The sequence below is a fragment of the Streptococcus oralis genome (genome assembly GCF_003942585.1).
Lineage (GTDB): Bacteria > Bacillota > Bacilli > Lactobacillales > Streptococcaceae > Streptococcus > Streptococcus oralis_BE.
Genome location: NZ_RJNK01000001.1, coordinates 25,988 through 43,655, shown reverse-complemented (window position 1 = coordinate 43,655; position 17,668 = coordinate 25,988). Strand labels below are relative to the sequence as shown.

General features: G+C 40.9%; 22 protein-coding genes and 1 other annotated feature. Of the genes, 1 reads left to right on the top strand and 21 read right to left on the bottom strand.

What is annotated here, in order from left to right:
* Positions 1-51 precede the first annotated feature (51 nt).
* The 18 genes from D8862_RS00255 to D8862_RS00175 form a co-directional block, all read right to left on the bottom strand.
* A complete protein-coding gene (locus tag D8862_RS00255) occupies positions 52-423 on the bottom strand; it encodes an Imm51 family immunity protein (protein ID WP_185760813.1) in 372 nt (123 codons plus the stop codon).
* A gap of 241 nt (positions 424-664) precedes the next feature.
* The gene (locus tag D8862_RS09645) at positions 665-820 is read right to left on the bottom strand and encodes a hypothetical protein (RefSeq protein ID WP_002876153.1); all 156 of its coding nucleotides are present in this window, start codon (positions 818-820) and stop codon (positions 665-667) included.
* Positions 821-837: 17 nt separating this feature from the next.
* On the bottom strand, positions 838-1,260 hold the full coding sequence (locus D8862_RS00250; RefSeq protein ID WP_125448249.1) for an SMI1/KNR4 family protein: 423 nt from the start codon (positions 1,258-1,260) through the stop codon (positions 838-840).
* A 17-nt stretch (positions 1,261-1,277) separates the two neighbouring features.
* Positions 1,278-1,559 carry a hypothetical protein gene (locus tag D8862_RS00245; RefSeq protein WP_002876202.1) on the bottom strand — a complete coding sequence of 94 codons (282 nt, stop codon included), beginning with the start codon at positions 1,557-1,559 and terminating at the stop codon, positions 1,278-1,280.
* Between the two features lie 96 nt (positions 1,560-1,655).
* Positions 1,656-2,354 carry a 3-oxoacyl-ACP reductase gene (locus D8862_RS00240; protein ID WP_125448248.1) on the bottom strand — a complete coding sequence of 233 codons (699 nt, stop codon included), beginning with the start codon at positions 2,352-2,354 and terminating at the stop codon, positions 1,656-1,658.
* On the bottom strand, positions 2,347-2,583 hold the full coding sequence (locus D8862_RS00235) for a DUF2829 domain-containing protein (RefSeq protein ID WP_000141913.1): 237 nt from the start codon (positions 2,581-2,583) through the stop codon (positions 2,347-2,349). Before D8862_RS00235 ends, D8862_RS00240 begins: the two co-directional genes overlap by 8 nt.
* Before the next feature lie 84 nt (positions 2,584-2,667).
* Complete coding sequence (locus D8862_RS00230; RefSeq protein ID WP_125448247.1) at positions 2,668-4,692, bottom strand: glucosaminidase domain-containing protein; 2,025 nt, start codon at positions 4,690-4,692, stop codon at positions 2,668-2,670.
* A 131-nt stretch (positions 4,693-4,823) separates the two neighbouring features.
* Positions 4,824-5,810 (bottom strand): dihydroorotate dehydrogenase, encoded by a 987-nt coding sequence (locus D8862_RS00225; protein WP_185760812.1) that lies wholly within the window; start codon positions 5,808-5,810, stop codon positions 4,824-4,826.
* Positions 5,773-6,573, bottom strand: coding sequence for a dihydroorotate dehydrogenase electron transfer subunit (locus D8862_RS00220; protein WP_125448245.1), 801 nt, complete (start codon positions 6,571-6,573; stop codon positions 5,773-5,775). The genes D8862_RS00225 and D8862_RS00220 overlap by 38 nt, the downstream gene beginning before the upstream one ends.
* A 247-nt stretch (positions 6,574-6,820) precedes the next feature.
* The gene (gloA, locus tag D8862_RS00215; RefSeq protein ID WP_000157143.1) at positions 6,821-7,201 is read right to left on the bottom strand and encodes a lactoylglutathione lyase; all 381 of its coding nucleotides are present in this window, start codon (positions 7,199-7,201) and stop codon (positions 6,821-6,823) included.
* A gap of 58 nt (positions 7,202-7,259) precedes the next feature.
* Positions 7,260-7,619 (bottom strand): 50S ribosomal protein L20, encoded by a 360-nt coding sequence (rplT, locus tag D8862_RS00210; protein ID WP_000124834.1) that lies wholly within the window; start codon positions 7,617-7,619, stop codon positions 7,260-7,262.
* A gap of 51 nt (positions 7,620-7,670) precedes the next feature.
* Positions 7,671-7,871 carry a 50S ribosomal protein L35 gene (gene rpmI, locus D8862_RS00205; protein WP_001125942.1) on the bottom strand — a complete coding sequence of 67 codons (201 nt, stop codon included), beginning with the start codon at positions 7,869-7,871 and terminating at the stop codon, positions 7,671-7,673.
* Positions 7,872-7,903: 32 nt separating this feature from the next.
* Positions 7,904-8,434, bottom strand: a complete 531-nt coding sequence (gene infC / locus D8862_RS00200; RefSeq protein WP_007521573.1) for a translation initiation factor IF-3 — start codon at positions 8,432-8,434, stop codon at positions 7,904-7,906.
* 15 nt (positions 8,435-8,449) lie between these two features.
* Positions 8,450-8,581, bottom strand: a sequence feature (ribosomal protein L20 leader region).
* 157 nt (positions 8,582-8,738) lie between these two features.
* Positions 8,739-9,923: a hypothetical protein gene (locus tag D8862_RS00195; RefSeq protein WP_125448244.1), complete on the bottom strand. Its 1,185-nt coding sequence runs from the start codon at positions 9,921-9,923 to the stop codon at positions 8,739-8,741.
* A 3-nt stretch (positions 9,924-9,926) separates the two neighbouring features.
* Entirely contained in the window at positions 9,927-10,514 is a 588-nt protein-coding gene (locus D8862_RS00190) for an ATP-binding cassette domain-containing protein (protein ID WP_125448243.1), read from the bottom strand.
* Between the two features lie 405 nt (positions 10,515-10,919).
* Positions 10,920-13,160 carry a DNA internalization-related competence protein ComEC/Rec2 gene (locus tag D8862_RS00185; protein WP_125448242.1) on the bottom strand — a complete coding sequence of 747 codons (2,241 nt, stop codon included), beginning with the start codon at positions 13,158-13,160 and terminating at the stop codon, positions 10,920-10,922.
* Positions 13,144-13,794 (bottom strand): helix-hairpin-helix domain-containing protein, encoded by a 651-nt coding sequence (locus tag D8862_RS00180; RefSeq protein ID WP_125448241.1) that lies wholly within the window; start codon positions 13,792-13,794, stop codon positions 13,144-13,146. Before D8862_RS00180 ends, D8862_RS00185 begins: the two co-directional genes overlap by 17 nt.
* A 66-nt stretch (positions 13,795-13,860) precedes the next feature.
* Positions 13,861-14,430: a GNAT family N-acetyltransferase gene (locus tag D8862_RS00175; protein WP_125448240.1), complete on the bottom strand. Its 570-nt coding sequence runs from the start codon at positions 14,428-14,430 to the stop codon at positions 13,861-13,863.
* Positions 14,431-14,609: 179 nt separating this feature from the next.
* Between D8862_RS00175 and ald the strand changes: the two genes are divergently transcribed.
* Positions 14,610-15,722, top strand: a complete 1,113-nt coding sequence (gene ald, locus D8862_RS00170) for an alanine dehydrogenase (RefSeq protein ID WP_125448239.1) — start codon at positions 14,610-14,612, stop codon at positions 15,720-15,722.
* Positions 15,723-15,779: 57 nt separating this feature from the next.
* On the opposite strand, the gene D8862_RS00165 is transcribed toward ald, so the two are convergent.
* From D8862_RS00165 to D8862_RS00155, 3 genes are all read right to left on the bottom strand, one after another.
* Positions 15,780-16,766: a PhoH family protein gene (locus tag D8862_RS00165; RefSeq protein ID WP_125448238.1), complete on the bottom strand. Its 987-nt coding sequence runs from the start codon at positions 16,764-16,766 to the stop codon at positions 15,780-15,782.
* Positions 16,767-16,846: 80 nt separating this feature from the next.
* Positions 16,847-17,062 (bottom strand): YozE family protein, encoded by a 216-nt coding sequence (locus D8862_RS00160; RefSeq protein WP_001232084.1) that lies wholly within the window; start codon positions 17,060-17,062, stop codon positions 16,847-16,849.
* Between the two features lie 45 nt (positions 17,063-17,107).
* Complete coding sequence (locus tag D8862_RS00155; RefSeq protein ID WP_125448237.1) at positions 17,108-17,665, bottom strand: GrpB family protein; 558 nt, start codon at positions 17,663-17,665, stop codon at positions 17,108-17,110.
* Between the last annotated feature and the right edge of the window lie 3 nt (positions 17,666-17,668).

The window sequence follows — 17,668 nt, the reverse complement described above, 5'->3', positions numbered from 1 at the left end:
TTGTGTCTTTTCCCTAGTCAAATATCTAGTAGTTAAAGCTTTTCTAATCAGCTAATCTAACTCTGCTCGACTAAACAAGTCTATCATAGACTCAGAATCGTCGCAAAACTCCTTAAAACCTAAAGCAAATGTTGCTAAGGCATCAATATTGGAAGAATAGGCACAAAACATACTTCCTTCTGGATCAAAGTCAATAGATTCGCTTAATTCAGGCATTTTTTCCTCTAAAAATATCAAAGCAAGAGATGCCCAATCGTATCCATTTCCTTCGAATCTCTCATCTTCCCGAGTGTCGAATACTTCCTGTCTGTATTCTCCATCAGGATAATAAATGAGCGACCCTCGAACACTTTGTGTCTCTTCATCATGGACTAAAAATTTAAAAGGTGAAATTTTTTTATTTACCATTTTGTAATCTATCATTTCTTGACTCCTTACTGTATTCGCTTATGTTTAATAGAACTATGCAAATCCAACTTAGTTACTAGGGAAAGGGAATAAAAGTATCATGTTGATTATAATAAATTAAGGCATCGACCAAGTATTCAGGGCTTGCGTCTGGCTTTTCATCCAATGCACTAGAAGGACATCTATCAGATGCTCACCATAATATACCAGATTAAGATTTCTCTCTACTACTTCCACAGGGTAGATATCTTTATCATCAACTACAACTGGATAATCCGACACCAAAATAAAGACTATCAAGAGCCAAATTCCCTTCATCATTGCCATAGAGGCAAAAGTCATCTTGAGTACATTGTTCTAACTTAACTTGCTCTAAAATATCTGCTAGTGAAAAGAATTGGTGTTTACGCATGATTGCTCCTTTTATTTCTACTCACCTTCCACAAAACTAGTCAGAAAAGCCTCAAATGAAAGCCATTGACCAAAAATCTCAGCTCTTTCTTCTAAAACATAGTAGTAAACCTTGCCATAATCTTCTTCCCTTAGAGACAGAGCATAGTTTCCAGACCCAGGATCATAGGCAAAATGAAGGAGGTCTTTAGCCTGAAATCCAGCAGGAACAACCTCATCGTCAAACCAGTTGAGGGCCTTCTCCATCTCCTCTAATGAATAAAAAGCATTGAAAGGAAAGAGATGTTTGTCATCATGAACACCAGACACACAAGATTGACCACCATTGTACTTGAGATAAAAGTTTAACATGGCTTTCGGCAATTTCTTTCCAAGGTTCTCCTCAAATTGTAAAAGGTCTTCTCTTGTAATTGGCTCATTCGCATCTGTTGCTCTCAGCATAATTATCCCTCCGGTTTTTACAATCTTTCTTCTAAGACCTTGTCAATAAAGTCATAGACAGTTGCAGCAACTTTTTGCATTTCTAAAGAGCCCAAAGCACCCAAATCATTTTCATAAATGCAATCATCAGCATTTTTCTTGATAAAGTAGGCCAAATCTCCCTCTTGACCAATCATAAAGAAGTCTGGTTCATCTACTTCTATCTGATAAGTCTCATTACGCTCTAAGAGATCCTCCTTAGCATATAAACAGATACCTGAGTCACCAATCTCATAAGGATCCACTTCGTCCCATTCCAATAAAAACTAATGGTAGAAACTTGGAAACTCAAATCCAAATATATCTTGTTCCATCTTTAACCTCCAATAGTGAACAATGCAAACTGTACCAAAGCATCACTTCAAACTCCAGCCACCATCCACTGTCAGGATTTGTCCTTGCATGGCAGATGCCTGACCGCTAGCCAAGAAAAGGCTAACTTGAGCAATCTCACTTGGTTCAATCCAACGCTTGATAGGCGTTTCACTAGCTACCCAGTCCGCCAATCCACCTGGTTCAAAGTCTGCAGCAGTCATACCTGTCTTGACTGCTCCGGGAGAAATCCCAAAGACCTGAATCCCAGCTTCTGCATAGTCTAGAGCCAACTGCTTGGTAAAGCCAGCCAAGGCATGCTTAGAGGAAGTATAGGCGTGACCACCTCCGCCAGCTAGACTTGAGGCAATCGAACACATATTGATAATAATTCCTTTTTTATTTTCCAGCATTTGTGTCAAATAATAACGAGTCAGCTCCACTGGAGTCACATAGTTGATTTCAAAAATTTCTTGAATTTCCTGCGCAGTCTGTTCCAAAAGTGGTTTGTAATCATCCAACACTCCAGCAGTATTGCACAAAATATCCACCTGAGGGCACCAGTCAAAAACAGGCTCCAAGTCCAAGGTTAAATCTCTCTGTAAAAAGTGGAAATCACCGTTTAAGACTGGATTTTCTCCTTGGTCAACTCCGTAAACTTGATAGCCATTCTCTAAAAAGAGGCGAGCTTGAGCCAGACCGATTCCTGAACTCACTCCCGTAATCAATACACGTCTAGTCATGCACTTCTACCCAATCCGTCGCCAAAACATCACAAGGTGTCGGGCTCCACATGGAAAAACCTTCCCCTTCTCCAGACACGTTGATTAGGAAATAAGGCGTCACTTCAAGTGCAACCCCGTTTTGTTCGATAGTGTCAAAGAGTTGGACATAGTTTTCAGCCCCTCCCCAACCAGTTCGTACATATTTTTTCTTAGCCTTTAATCCAGGCAGGATTTCTTCAAATGTCATGACTGTCTCCTTTGTTGTCTACTTATTTTTATTATAACAAAAAATCGGGAACCATGATAGATTGGTTCCCGATTTTGTTCTTCCCTAGTCTTTCCCACCAAGTTTGCTATTGATAGTCATCATGATACTGGCAATTTTCTCTCCCCAGTATGGGTCAGAAGCATAGCGTACATTCATACCAGAAGCTTTGTTCCCAAGGTGGTCTCTTCCACGGTCAATATAGTTCTCGCGAATCCACTTAGCCGCACCGAGAATCCCCTTGTCCACATCATCAAACTTTTTGGCTGAGGCATATGGGCTCGAATCATAAGCCGCAATTCCAAAGAAATTATTCTTATCCTTTGCAATCTGGCTCCGTCCCCAAGCACTCTCAAGTGCACTATGAGCCATTAAGTAAAGAGCATTTACACCATAGCGTTCCTCAGCTTCCTTAAAAACAGCTCCCTTACCAGCCAGGCGACTATCCCTAATATTCATCAAAGAATAAATTTTATCCAATTCAGCTGCGCTGTAATTACTTGGCTTAGTCAAATTTCTAAAGAGGAAGGGATTTTCAATGGTAAAGCCATCAAAATGAATTCCATCAGTTGAATAATATTTCTTACCAATAGTCATAGCTGAGCTATGTGGCGCAACACGGATACTTACATAAGGTGATAACTCATGGTAAAAATACTTGCCATCACTTGTATAATGAGGGACAAATTCACTGTCTTTATCAATAGCTACTAAATCACTTTTATTCATGAAGCCGGATAAACCAGAAATATTGACTGGTATTTGACTATCTTTTTTAGATTGTGCATCTCCAAGTGAGACGATAGTTCCTTTGGATACATAACTCAATCTTTCACCAGAAGCGCTATAAACATAAGCAGTAATTGGCTTCACTTTGTAATATTTTGCCTCTGATATCCACTTCCCATTATTCTGGAAGGAATACTCTTTACCTTTGATCGTAAAAGTACCTGTTACGTATCGACCATCATCTTTTAGATAGTACCAAGCATCGTAATCTTTGTCAAAAATCCATTCATTTTTGGCCATATAGCCACCTGATTTAAGGTAGTATGAACCAATCCATTCACGTGAAGCATAGGCCCCACCTGACTTCAAGTAAAACCAGCTATTGTAGGATTTATCAAAAATCCACTCTTTTTCCGCCATAGCGCCACTATCTTTCAGATAGTAGTCACTTTTCCACTGGCTACTTGCCATCACACCATCGCTATTGAAATAGTACCATGTCCCTTTGATTTTCTCCCATTTGTTGCGAGAAATCTTGCCTGAAGCTGTGGCATAGTACCACTTGTCAGATATTTTCACCCAATCATTTTCTGCCATAGCACCACTACCTTGGAAGAGATAGTCATTATAGATGGTGCGACTAAGCATGACACCTTCCTTATCAAAGTAATACCAAGAACCTTCAATCTTTTCCCACTTATTGCGAGAAATCTTGCCCGAAGCTGTTGCATAGTACCATTGGTCAGATATTTTCACCCAAACATTTTCCGCCATAGCACCACTACCTTGGAAGAGATAGTCATTATAGATGGTACGGCTAAGCATGACACCTTCTTTATCAAAGTAATACCAGACGCCTTCAATCTTTTCCCATTTGTCGCGAGAAATCTTGCCTGAAGCTGTTGCATAGTACCATTGGTCAGATATTTTCACCCAAGCGTTTCCCGCCATAGCACCGTTACCTTTGACAAGGTAATCATCAACTATGGTATTACTGAGCATAATGCCATTTTTATCAAAGTAATACCAGACGTCACCAATTTTTTTCCAGTTTACGACAGGCTGGTTATTTTCATAAAAACGCCAGTTTCCTTGCTCTTTTTTCCAACCTTCCTTGATAACTTCCTCTTTTTTTTCCTTTTTGGATGAGTCATCTTTAGAAGAATTTTCCTCTTTTACAACCGGCTCTTTCTTGGGCTCCACTTGGGGAACTTCCTTTTTCGGAGTAGCTTCTTCTTTTTTCTCGACTACATCTGTGGTCTGAGTTTTTTTCGTAACCTGAGATTCTTCAGCATATACAGATGTCTTTGCAAATCCTGCCATAGAAAGAACGACAGTACTTGCAAGTAGTATCTTCTTCATTTTATTCTCCTCAGTAGAAAACTATCTACACTATTACTATTTTATAAACCCTATTGTAACATAGTTAACTAACGGAAATATTACAAATTGATGAAGATTCTATGTCTTGTTGACGATAAGGAAAACCTAGTTTATCTCAGACTGGCTTTAACTTCTCGACGGAGATCTTCCAAGCTGCTAATGCCATATTTGTCCATGACTTTTGGTAGATGTTCGATGATATCAGGACAAGCATAAGGATTGGTAAAGTTGGCTGTTCCAACTCCGATGGCAGATGCCCCAGCCAGATACATTTCAAGCGCTGCTTCAGCCGAATCCACTCCTCCCATTCCAATAATGGGAAGGTCTGTTGTTTGAGCGACTTGGCGGATGAGTTTGAGGGCGACTGGAAAAACTGCTGGTCCAGACATCCCTCCCGTTCCATTGGCCAAGATTGGTTTTCTAGTTTTGAGATCAAAGCGCATACCGACTAGAGTATTGATCATGGTTAATCCACTTGCTCCCGCATCTTCAGCAGCTTTTGCGATGGTGACAACATCCGTCACACTAGGGGTTAACTTAACATAAACTGGTACATCAGAGGCTTCCACAGCTGCCTTTACCACTTCATAAGCTAGATCAGGATCTTGCCCAATCAGAAGTCCATGATTGCCATGATCCACATTCGGACAGGATATATTGAGCTCAATAGCTTTTACATTTGCCGCCTTGGAAATTCCATGAGAAACAGCAGCGTACTCTTGTTTTGAAAAGCCAGCAACATTTGCGATGATGGGAAGGTTGGGATATTCTCTTTCCAGCCAAGGCAATTTCTCAGCTAAAACAACTTCCAAACCCGGATTTTGCAAGCCGATTGCATTGAGCATACCAGCAGGTGTCTCTGCTACCCTGGGAGTAGGATTGCCAAAACGGGGTTCAAGTGTCGTCGCCTTGATCATAATGGAGCCTAAAAGGTCTAAATCATAGTACTTGGCATACTCCTGACCAAAACCAAAACAGCCTGATGCTGGTATGATGGGATTTTTCAAGTCCAAACCCGGTAGAGAAACTTGTAAGCGATTTGTAGTCATGACCTTCTCCTTATAATACAACAGTTCCTGTACGGAAAACAGGGCCATCTTCACAGACACGTTGACTGACTGTCTCACTATCTGGCACTTTTAGAACGCAGGCATAGCAAGCCCCCATCCCGCAAGCCATACGAGATTCCAGAGATAAATAGGCTCTTGGATGGTCATAAAATCTTTGATTGATATACTTCATCATTCCAGGAGCCCCACATGAGTAGATGGCATCAAACCGATTCTCTAAATCATTGATGACGACGGACACATTTCCCTTGATGCCATACGAACCATCATCTGTCGTTACAAAGACCTGACCATATTGGGACAATTCCTTTTCTAGGATAACAGCATCCTTATTAGCAAAACCGAGGACTGTCACTACTTTCACCCCACGCGCATGCAATTCCTTGGCTACCTCGAGCAAGGGTGGAACACCAATCCCACCACCAACGAGGAGAACTCGGCTCTGGTCGTCCAAGTCAGACAAGTCAAAACCATTTCCCTGAGGTCCCATCACATCAAGGGTATCTCCCTGACTTAAGGTTGAAAAAATAGCGGTCCCAGCACCCTCAATCCGATAAATGAGATGACACTGCTTGTTTGCCTTGTCAATAGACGAAATTGAAATAGGACGACGCAAGAGATGGGCATCATCAGGCACGCGCAGATGTAGAAATTGACCTGCTCGCATGGCTTCAACCATCTCCCCTTCTAGGACTAATTCAAAGATTGCTGGCGCAATTTCCTCTTGTGCGACCACCTTCATGGTTTCCAAATGAATGGCACCCATACGCTTCTTACATGTGGTATTCATGACTTTTCCTCCTTAAATTTTAAGGGGACCAGATAAAGAAAAGACCTTGCAATAGCAAGGTCTCAGTTGAGATAGGATAGAACTCATGCGCACACCTAAAAAGTCTCCACAGAGAGTCCCCTATCCCTTTTATCTGACACCTTGTGAGTCTCTCTGGACTCCCCTTAAAGGTTAAATTTGTATTAGTATACTCTTTCAAAGTAAAAAAGTCAAGTAGAAAACGAACATTCTACTTGACCTTACTGGATTATTTTTCACGAATCACTTCGACCTTGTAGCCATCAGGATCCTTAACAAAGTAATAGTTTGGTGGGGTTCCTGGTAGGCCTTTTGGCTCTGTAACCTCATAGCCTTTAGCACTATGTTCTTGATGAAGAGCTTCAAGATCAGGTGTACTGAGGGCGATATGGGCAAAGCCATCACCTACCACATAAGGACCGTGGTCATAGTTATAGGTCAATTCCAACTCGTAGTCATCACCCTCAAGTCCTAGATAGACAATGGTGAAGGCATAATCTGGAAAATCCTTGCGACGTAATTCTTTAAAACCAAAAGCATCTTGATAAAATGCGATTGATTTTTCAAGGTTTTCTACTCGCAAGCAAGTGTGTAGCATTTTTGAAGCCATAACTTTCTCCTTTATTTCTAAAAAGACTGGGACAATCCTGTTCCAGTCTTAAAAGTAATTATTTACCAAGTTTTGCTTTAGCTGCATCTGCAAGAGCTGTGAAAGCTGCTGCATCGTTAACAGCCAAGTCAGCAAGCATTTTACGGTTAACTTCGATTTCAGCCAATTTCAAACCATGCATCAATTGTGAGTATGAAAGTCCGTTCATACGAGCTGCCGCGTTGATACGAGTGATCCACAATTTGCGGAAGTCACGTTTTTTCTGACGACGGTCACGGTATGCATAGTAGTAAGAGTTCATTACTTGTTCTTTTGCAGTACGGAACAAGATGTGTTTAGCTCCATAGTAACCTTTTGCTAATTTAAGAATACGTTTACGACGTTTGCGTGATACAACGCCACCTTTAACACGTGCCATGTTTTATTTCCTCCAAATATTTCCTAGAATTGTTTACTTACTATTAGGCTATTATTTCAAGCGAGTAAGCATTGCTTTGATACGTTTGAAATCTCCTGAATGCACCATAGATGCTTTACGAAGATGACGACGTTGTTTCTTAGTTTTTCCGTGGAAACGGTGAGAAGTGTAAGCACGGAAACGTTTAAGTCCACCAGAACCTGTACGTTTGAAACGTTTAGCTGATGCGCGGTGTGTTTTTTGTTTTGGCATGATTTTTTCTCCTTTATTTAACTTTCTGACAATTATTTTTTGTCAGTTGCTGGCGCCAACTGCATGAACATTTGGCGTCCATCCATCTTAGCTCGTTGTTCGATGATCGCAATATCTTGTGTTGCTTCAGCAAACTCGGCTAAAACTTTTGCACCAATCTCTTTATGGGTGATCATACGCCCTTTAAAGCGAATGGATACCTTAACTTTGTTCCCTTTTTCAAGGAACTTGCGAGCATTGCGAAGTTTCGTTTCGAAATCACCCTTATCGATAACTGGGCTCAAACGAACTTCTTTCACGGTCACAACGCTTTGTTTTTTGCGTTGCTCTTTTTGTTTCTTCTGGTACTCAAATTTGAACTTACCGTAGTCCATAATTTTAGCAACAGGCGGTTTTGCTTGGGGTTGAATCAATACTAAGTCAACATTTGCACTATCAGCCAATGCTTGCGCTTCACTGAGTGGCTTGATGCCTAGCTGCTCTCCCTCAAGACCGATCAAGCGAACTTCACGTACACGAATTTCATCATTGATGAATAAGTCTTGCTTTGCTATGGTTTTCACCTCTTTTTTATTATTAGAGAAAAACAAGAGCGGACTCGTAATGATACAAGCCCGCACGTTATGATAGCGTTTCTTAGAAACTTTTCATCCGTAGGGCCAGGCAACTTGATGTCACAAGGCGAGAAGCTCTCACTTCTGCTTTTCTCAACTTTTATATGATACCAAGTTTTCTATCCCTTGTCAAGATAAAAAGTTATTTTTTAAAAAAACTTTCTGTTTTCTTCTTGATGTCTGCATCAAAAAGAGAGAACCTGGTTGGTTCCCTCCCTGTGTTAGTTTTTTCCTCACCTTCCATATAGGAATGCTAAGACCAATTAACAACTTCCTTTTTACGTGAACTTCCCCATCTTTCGATAAATAGAATCCCCGCTAACAAAAGGATAATCAGGCAAGGAAGTAAAACTAGCCCCATGTCCCAATTTAGATTGACATTATCAATCTGCTTAGGTAATCTTCCAGATAAAATCTCCACTGAACGTAAGTAAGTAAAGGGAATTAGATGTGCAATCCTTTGAAGAGGCTGAATTGTTTGGATACCAAACAATAAGCCAACAATCCCAATGAGTGAAAGAAAGAGGACAGGCATTTTTTGCTTGAAAAAGTAAGCAATCAAGTACACTACTTCCACAATGACGATAAAGGCTAAGAAAGCTAATAGCGAGCTAGGAAATAACATATCTTGTATCTTTCCAATAGTTACCTCTTGATTCACTAAGCTATAAATCGGGTAGGGATAATCTAACTGTCCAAAACCACTTATCAGACTTCCCACTAGAAAAGAAAATCCACAGATTCCGATAAACAGCACGGTTACATAGCTCACCCCAACTCCAAGAGAGGACATGGCAAATGTCACTTTTGAAAAAGGATATAACTGAGCTGTGTCGAGATTGTTTTGATATCTTTCTGCGAACAGTTGTGTTAGCATAAAAATAATAGCAACCACAAACAAGCTTGGGATGATAGCCTCTAAAATCCAGACAATCTGATCAATCCCGTAGGTCGGATAAACTAAATTGTGCGCTTTTATGTTCAAGGGATATAGGGCTTGGTAAGTCTTTCGTTCGCGGTCAACCGCCATTTTTAAGTCAGAACTAGCAGTCGGTTCCTTTGATAAAATTTCATAACTCTTCTCTACATCTTGCCACTGCAAATAGTAGGCTTCTTTCCAGCGTCCTTCTTTTAATAAAGCCAGAATTTCTTTCTTTTGAGTCAAATGATTTTTTTGCGAGTCTAAATTTTCTTTAGCAAACTGGTATTCCTCCGAGCTGGTGTCAGATATTTGGGAGAGTTTCTCTTCATATTCATTGATGACTCTCTCATGTTTTACAAGACTGGTTTCCAACTCGCTCTCCAAGCTGACGGAGTTTGCAGTCTGACTATTAAAATAAAAGGTAACACCGAGTCCAGATACAAATAAAGCTAAGATAATCCAGTTTAAGCGACTTTTGAAAACTTTTTTTAATAAAAATAGACTAACATCTTTCATAAACTAAACCTCTTCTATTTGCCCCTGATGAATGGTTACTACTCTATCGCAGACATCAAGCAACTCTTCCTTATAGTGGGAACTTAAAAGAACCAGCTGTTCTTGTCTATCGATTTGTGCTAGCCTATCAAAAAACTTCTGTCGATAATACTCATCTAAGCCATTTGTAATCTCATCCATGAGCCAGCATTTCGCCTGACTGAGGAAATACATGGCAATCACCAAGCGTTGCTTCATGCCTAAGGAATACTTGCGGATGGGAAGGCTGATATAGTCAGACATTTCCCAATAGGCGATTTCGTCCCCCAAGTTTAGATCTGACTTCCAGATGTTTTTTATGAGACGAAGGTAGTCCATCCCACTTAAGTTTCCATCCAGCCATTCAACGCTCTCATAATAAAACAAAGAAGGAGAGGCTGCGATATGTCCACTACTAAGGGGAAGTAGCTTGCTAATAGCTCGGAACAGTGTCGTCTTTCCAGAGCCATTGATAGCAAGAAGGCCATAAATCCTACCTTTTTTAAAGGTGAAATCAACATCTTGCAAGATGACTTGTCGCGTTTTTAAGGTAACATGAGTAAGAGTTATCATATCCAGCCCTCCTTTTTCTAACTCTTTAACGATTAATAGTTTCCTGTCTAGTAGTTAATGACCTTATAAAGAACATAGTGCCAATCGGACCAACTTTATAGTCATTATAGAGTAATAAGCAGACCATCTTGAAATGTTTACACATTTTTATGTCCGTGGTAATTCATACTATACTTCCAAGCGGTATTCCAATCATACCAATAACTTTTAGTGACTGTCACCGAAGATACACTGGACTGAAAAAAACAATAGATAACAAACTAGCTAATAAAGCGACTTTTGCTGATTTTTCATGTTTTCATTGCATTTATATCTTTACTATTGGAAACACTTTCATTATATCGTTTTTCTTGGTATTATGCAACAGATTTTTAGTTTATCTCACTAATATATAACATTTTCTTCCTAACGAACGCTTTCAATTCGCCAACTATTCCATCCTTTAAAGCGAATAGCTCCATTCTGGTCAGTTCGGTAAATCTTACTCTTGATGGTTTCTAGTCGTGTCAAGGTTTCCTGATGGGGGAGTTTTGCACGATTGTTCTTTCCAACTGAGATGAGAGAAAGCTCTGGGTTGAGTTTTTCTAGGAAAACTGGATTTGATGATGCTTTAGAACCATGTTGACCGACTTTCAAGACATCCACCTCTAAGTCAGGATATTGCTTTAAAAGATCCTTCTCTCCCTTCTCTTTCAAGTTTCCAGTGAAGAGAAAGTGCTTATCCAGAAGTTTTCCATAAAGAACTAGAGAATCCTCATTACCTCCATCTCCAATCTTCCTTGGAGATAGGACTTCTAAGTAACCGCCAAAAATCGGTAAATTCTCCCCTGCTGTCACACTGCGTACCTTGGTTTGGCTTGCTTCTAGTTCTGCTACAAATTCCTTCTGTGTCAAACTCCCTTTTGACACTAAAATTTCGCCCACATGGAAAGCTTTGGTCACCTCCAGTAAATCACCAACATGTTCCTTGTCTGTGTTGGTCAAAATCAACTTGTCAATCTTGGCTACCCCACGACTTTTAAGATAGGGAATCAAGGTTCGCTGGGCATTGCTGGTCGTCGCCTTTTCTTGCCATTTTTCGATTTTCTTATCAGATTCTGCCTTGCCGCCCACATCTATGAGAATGGTTTTACCAGTTACATCCCGTAGGAAAATACTTTCCCCTTGCCCTACATCCAGCATGGTAATTTCATTTTCCAGTGGATGCTTGGTCAGGAAAAAGAGCCCCACAATAAAGAGACTGAACCCTGCTAGTCTTTTGATGTTTTTCCTCATGTCATAGACCAAGGCTAATAAAACTAAGAGAAGAATCAAAAGCCATGCATTGGGTTGACCAAAGACCAGAGGCCTGCTTGCCAGCTGCGATACCAAGCGAATAATATCCTCCAACCACTCAAAGACAAAGTTAAACTGAGTGACTGGGTAAACAAAAGACAGAATGAATAAGATGGACAAAAGCGGTAAGAATACCACATCAAACAGAAAGGAAAAGATAAAAGTCAAAAGGATAGACCAAGGCTGAAATTCTGCAAAATAGAAGGATAGAATGGGCAATATTCCCAAGGAAATGATCAGACTTTCTCTAGCAACAGCCTTAATCCCCTCTCCTTCTTTGCTAGTCATGGTCAAGATAAAAGCATAAGCGCAGGACAAGACCCCTCCTGCAGTTAGGAAAAAGTTGGGCATGATGATAAAGAGGACAAGGACTGTTAAGGCAAAATTGTCCAAGCCCTTAACACCATGTTGAGCCAGTAACTTTTGCAAGAGACTGCGAATGACTGAGGCTGAAAATCCTGTCAGACCTGCATAGATAAGGGAAAAGGGATAGGTCAGCCACTTCAACTTTTCTTGAGTCAAGCCCAATCGCAAGAGGAGTTTCTTAAAGGCATCCATAAAGAATCCCACCTGCATACCCGACAAGGCAAAGAGGTGGATAATTCCTAGACTGGAATAAAGTTCATTCATCTCCTCGAAGTCCGTATCCAGATGTCCCAGCAAGAGCCCCGTCATATAATTACGCATAGGATCTGGAAAGTGATTCTTGATCCAAACTACAGCCTTTCGACGTAAACTTGATAAATTTTCACCTATATCCCAACTGCTAATCTGTTTCATTGACTGGATACTCTTGATAGTCAAAGTTTGGTAAATTCCTTGAGTCTTTAGATAGGCTTGATAGTCAAATCCACCAAAATTCCTCTGACCTTCAGGCTCTGAAAGTTTTCCTTCTATCTCTATCTCGTGAAGGTCTGTTAAGGCTTGAAAGTGCTCTTTCTCTTCCTCGGACTGAAGTTTATAGTAAACTTGGAAGGTACGGCCATCAGCCTTGCCCCGAAAGGACAGGCTATTGCCATTGACTTTGATGGTATCTGGTAAAATCCTCACCTTTTCAACATAGCCAACCAAGTCTTGACTCGCTTGTGTCTGTTGCCAGTTTTGAAACAAAAACCAGAAGCCAAAGAAGCCACAAAGCGCTAAAACTTTACCAGCCGATTTCCAAGGAAATTGGAAAAAGAGACAGACCAGCAGAAAAACAAAACCTAGCAGTGTGAGATAGGACGCTCCAAAAATAGCATAGTAAAGCCAAAGTAGTAAAAAACTAAGGTAAATCTTGGGTATGGGAAGGCTATTAATCCACTGTAACATGGTCTTTTAACTTTTCTATGGTCTTTGCGCCAATGCCAGAAACCTTCTTTAATTCATCAACCGACTTGAACTTGCCATTTGCCTCACGATGATCGATAATATCCTGGGCTCGTTTTCCTCCCAAGCCTTTAACCTGCTTGAGTTCTTCCAGACTAGCTTTATTGAGGTTAACCTTCTTATCTTTACTTGTCGAAGGAGTCGTTCCAGAGGCAACCTGCTGACTAGCTGCTTCTTCTCCCTTAGTTGGAACATAGACAAGAGCCTCGTCACTGACTTTCTGAGCGAGATTGAGCGACTTACTATCTGCTTCCTCTGTCAATCCACCAGCTTTCTGAACGGCATCATGAACTCGACTTCCTACTGGCAAATCATAAATCCCTGGCGATTTAACAGCACCTTTGACGTCTACCGTGATTAGATCTTGTTCAGGGGACTCTTCCTTTTCTTCCTTCTTCACTTCTTTTTCAGAAGTTGAATCCTTTGAAACGGCTGCAACTTCAGCCGGCAAATTCGTTTCCTTGACAGGTGTTTGTGAAGTTGGCTTTAGCAGGAAAAATCCGCCTAAGGCCAGACCCAAACAAGCACAGATGACAATGATTTTATACTCTTTTATTTTCTCGATAATTGCTTCCATATTTTCTCCTCTCTTAAGTTATTCGCAAGAGAAAGAAAAAAACAGCTGAAAAATCTTTTCAACTGCTTATTTATTTGCAAAATAGTCTTCCTTAGTCAAGACATAATGAACTCTTGTGATAATTCGACCTGGTTCTTTATTATCCATTCTGGCATAGGGTTCTTCATGGGAAAAGAGCATACCTGATTTCTCCATGACTCTTCCAGATGCAGGATTATCTTTATCGTGAAGGGCGGTCAACTTATTCATTCCAATCTTCTCAAAAGCTAGCTCAATCACAGCACGATTGGCTTCTGTCGTCAATCCTTGATTCCAATACTTTTGGTTGATAATGTAACCAATAGCTGCCTTCTTAAGAACAGTATCAATCTTGTGCAAGTCAATGGTACCGATAAACTGACCATTACTTTTTAGTTCAATCCCCCATCGTCCCAAGGGATTAGCCAAGTAAAGCTGCGCAATGTTATTCTTAGTTTCTTCTAAGCTTTGATTGGTTGGAAAAGTGTAGCGTGTATTTTCTCTATCTGAGGCATAGTCAAACATAGCTTCTGCATCATCCAAGGTTACAGGTCTAAGCACTAAACGTTCTGTCTCCACTATTGGATACTGGGCTAGTTTTAAAAAGATTGATTCCATACACACTTCCCCCTATTTACAAGTATTTTCCTACTAGCTTATCAAAAAAAACTCATCAAAGCAAAAGTTTTTCTTGATTTTCGAAACAGTTTTATATAAAATAAAAACATCACGATAATCGGGTTTCTCTGTGATGTTTGATTTTAAAGACCCGAATTTAGAAAATGGAGTAAACCTATATGTTAATCGGAATCCCAAAAGAAATTAAAAATAACGAAAACCGCGTTGCCCTAACTCCTGCTGGCGTCCACAGTTTAGTCAGCCGTGGACATCGTGTCCTCATCGAAACAAATGCTGGTCTCGGTTCAGGATTTACTGATGCTGACTATCAAAAGCAAGGCGCTGAGATTGTCGCTACTGCTGGTGAAGCTTGGGCAGCAGAGTTAGTCGTGAAAGTAAAAGAACCACTAGCTTCTGAATACGGATACTTGCGCGATGATCTTCTCCTCTTCACTTACTTGCACATGGCCGCTGCTCCAGAATTAGCAGATGCTATGTTAGCAGCAAAAACAACAGGAATTGCCTATGAAACTGTCCGTGACAGCCAAGGACACTTACCACTACTCGTTCCTATGAGTGAGGTTGCTGGTCGTATGGCGGTTCAAATCGGAGCTCACTTCCTTACCAAACAAGCTGGTGGCTCTGGTGTCCTACTGGGTGGTGTACCAGGTGTTCCAAAAGGAAAAGTAACCATTATCGGTGGCGGTGTCGTCGGTACACATGCTGCCCGCATCGCCCTTGGACTTGGTGCCCAAGTAACTATTTTAGATATCAGTGCGAAACGTCTCTCAGTCTTAGAGGAAGTCTTCGGAAACCAAATCCAAACTCTTATGTCCAATTCATTCAATATCGAAGCCAGTGTGAAAGATGCTGATGTGGTGATTGGAGCAGTTCTCATCCCTGGTGCCAAGGCACCGAAATTAGTGACAGATGAGATGGTCAAACAAATGCGCCCAGGATCTGTCATCGTTGACGTTGCCGTTGACCAAGGTGGTGTTATCGCAACAGCAGATCGTGTGACAACGCACGATGAACCCGTCTATGAAAAACACGGTGTTCTCCACTATGCTGTCGCCAACATTCCTGGTGCCGTAGCTCGTACTTCTACCATCGCCCTGACCAATGTCACCCTTCCTTACATCGAAGCCTTAGCAGGAAAAGGTTTTAAGAAGGCAATCACTGAAGATCAAGGCTTACGCGAAGGAGTTACAACTTATCAAGGTTACTTGACTAGCCTCCCAGTTGCCCAAGGGCTCGATAAAGATCACACGTCTATCGACGAACTTGTTTAAAGCTAGACACTCATAAAAATGCAAAAAGAGCAGTTCACATCTGAACTGCTTTTTTTGCTATTCTGTTTCTTCGTTCTTCTCTTCATTTTTAACTGGAGCTGGTTCATAGGCTCGGATAATTTGAGCGACAACTGGATGGCGAACCACATCCTTGGCTGAAAAATGAACAAAGTCAATTTGATGAATATTCTTGAGCTTTTCTTGAGCATCAATCAAACCTGACTTGACATTGCGAGGTAGGTCAATCTGACTAATATCTCCATTGACAATCATTTTAGAATTAAAGCCTAGACGCGTCAGAAACATCTTCATCTGCATGATGGTCGTATTTTGCGCCTCATCTAGAATGACAAAGGCATCATCCAAGGTCCGACCACGCATGTAGGCAAGGGGCGCAATTTCGATAATTTCACGCTCCATAAGACGAGTCGTCTGGTCTTTCCCCAGAATCTGATACAAGGCATCATAAACAGGTCGAAGGTAAGGATCCACCTTCTCCTTGAGATCACCCGGAAGAAATCCAAGACTCTCTCCTGCCTCAACTGCTGGACGTGTCAGGATAATCCGCTTAACCTGCCCACGTTTAAGGGCTGTTACTGCCAAGGTCACTGCAAGAAAGGTCTTCCCTGTCCCTGCGGGTCCGATTCCAAAGGTCACATCATGCTGTTTGACACTGTCCACATAAAGTTTTTGACCCAAGGTTTTGACACGGATAGGCTTCCCAGTATTGTCCTTGATGATTTTTTCTTCGTAAAGGGCGACAAACTTGTCGATTTCATCGTTTTTGACCATGCTAATAGCCGTCACCACATCTGGCGTCCCAACTGTCATTCCACGATTTACCAAAACCATCAAAGCTTGGATAACCTGACGAGCTTCCTCGCAAGCAGTTTCTTCTCCCAAAACCTGAACAATCTCCGTACGAGCATGAATCACCACATCGAGCTCTTCTTCCATCAAACGAAGATGGCGCTCGTTGGATCCAAAAAGATGAAACAAGTCATCCGGATGACTCAGTTGAATGTCTATTGAATGTTCCTTCAAATAAAGAACCTCTCTAATCCGTTTATTTCTTTTTATTATAGCAAAGAGAACAATAAAATACTAGCCTCATCTCATTGTCTCTAGTGTTCTAAGTATTCTTGCCAGATGGCGTCAAAGTCTCCTAGGTTAAAAGAGAAACTGGCATGCTCCTCCAAAAAGCGACTCACCTCATCAAAATCATCTGTGTGTTTTGGGAATGCTGACTCTTCAAAAGCGAGGTCTGCCAAGATTGCCTTGGGACTGTTACTTTTAGGATTGCGCTCGGTCATGAGCCAAGTGTAAAATGATTTTCTCAATTCTTTCTCCTATCAAGACTTTTTTTGATGAAACTTTTCTGATTTTTAAAAATTACTGGACTTAGCCTCTGACACATAGTGGTTTATAAAATCCGTTTTCGCATCTGTATAGGCATCTCGATTGTGTTCAAATTTTTTCCACAAATTTAGTTTTAATTCCTGATACGCTTGGGCGATATCTGGATGCTGGCAGAGATAATCTCTAAAATAAATCTCGTCATGATCTCCCGTCATTCGCAAATGTAGATGAAAAACTTTCTCAACAAATCCCTGCTCTGTATAGCCTTTATTTAGTGAAATCCTGTTAGGACTCTCCGACATCACTAGCCAACCATTCTTCACCAATAAATCCCTAACTCTTGCTAAATCCTCTATTTTACCTACTTCTAGCAGAATATCAACGATATTTTTGGCCCAAATATTAGGTATAGCAGTGCTACCGATATGTTCTATTCTTTTAATAACATTTGCACCTAATATTTTTTTTAGACTTGTTGTTTCAAATTCATACCAGTCTTTCCACTCTGACTTGTGCTCTACTAGAAAAATAGGAAAAAGTCGCCAGAGTTCCTCTAAACTCATTTCTTCAAGTTTCTTTTTCATGTC

What these genes read in the sequence shown, in the direction of transcription:
- D8862_RS00255 (WP_185760813.1), bottom strand. Translation starts at nt 423, where the DNA reads ATGATAGATTACAAAATGGTAAATAAAAAAATTTCACCTTTTAAATTT.
- D8862_RS09645 (WP_002876153.1), bottom strand. Translation starts at nt 820, where the DNA reads ATGCGTAAACACCAATTCTTTTCACTAGCAGATATTTTAGAGCAAGTT.
- D8862_RS00250 (WP_125448249.1), bottom strand. Translation starts at nt 1,260, where the DNA reads ATGCTGAGAGCAACAGATGCGAATGAGCCAATTACAAGAGAAGACCTT.
- D8862_RS00240 (WP_125448248.1), bottom strand. Translation starts at nt 2,354, where the DNA reads ATGACTAGACGTGTATTGATTACGGGAGTGAGTTCAGGAATCGGTCTG.
- D8862_RS00235 (WP_000141913.1), bottom strand. Translation starts at nt 2,583, where the DNA reads ATGACATTTGAAGAAATCCTGCCTGGATTAAAGGCTAAGAAAAAATAT.
- D8862_RS00230 (WP_125448247.1), bottom strand. Translation starts at nt 4,692, where the DNA reads ATGAAGAAGATACTACTTGCAAGTACTGTCGTTCTTTCTATGGCAGGA.
- D8862_RS00225 (WP_185760812.1), bottom strand. Translation starts at nt 5,810, where the DNA reads ATGGCCCTGTTTTCCGTACAGGAACTGTTGTATTATAAGGAGAAGGTC.
- D8862_RS00220 (WP_125448245.1), bottom strand. Translation starts at nt 6,573, where the DNA reads ATGAATACCACATGTAAGAAGCGTATGGGTGCCATTCATTTGGAAACC.
- gloA (WP_000157143.1), bottom strand. Translation starts at nt 7,201, where the DNA reads ATGGCTTCAAAAATGCTACACACTTGCTTGCGAGTAGAAAACCTTGAA.
- rplT (WP_000124834.1), bottom strand. Translation starts at nt 7,619, where the DNA reads ATGGCACGTGTTAAAGGTGGCGTTGTATCACGCAAACGTCGTAAACGT.
- rpmI (WP_001125942.1), bottom strand. Translation starts at nt 7,871, where the DNA reads ATGCCAAAACAAAAAACACACCGCGCATCAGCTAAACGTTTCAAACGT.
- D8862_RS00195 (WP_125448244.1), bottom strand. Translation starts at nt 9,923, where the DNA reads ATGAAAGATGTTAGTCTATTTTTATTAAAAAAAGTTTTCAAAAGTCGC.
- D8862_RS00190 (WP_125448243.1), bottom strand. Translation starts at nt 10,514, where the DNA reads ATGATAACTCTTACTCATGTTACCTTAAAAACGCGACAAGTCATCTTG.
- D8862_RS00185 (WP_125448242.1), bottom strand. Translation starts at nt 13,160, where the DNA reads ATGTTACAGTGGATTAATAGCCTTCCCATACCCAAGATTTACCTTAGT.
- D8862_RS00180 (WP_125448241.1), bottom strand. Translation starts at nt 13,794, where the DNA reads ATGGAAGCAATTATCGAGAAAATAAAAGAGTATAAAATCATTGTCATC.
- D8862_RS00175 (WP_125448240.1), bottom strand. Translation starts at nt 14,430, where the DNA reads ATGGAATCAATCTTTTTAAAACTAGCCCAGTATCCAATAGTGGAGACA.
- ald (WP_125448239.1), top strand. Translation starts at nt 14,610, where the DNA reads ATGTTAATCGGAATCCCAAAAGAAATTAAAAATAACGAAAACCGCGTT.
- D8862_RS00155 (WP_125448237.1), bottom strand. Translation starts at nt 17,665, where the DNA reads ATGAAAAAGAAACTTGAAGAAATGAGTTTAGAGGAACTCTGGCGACTT.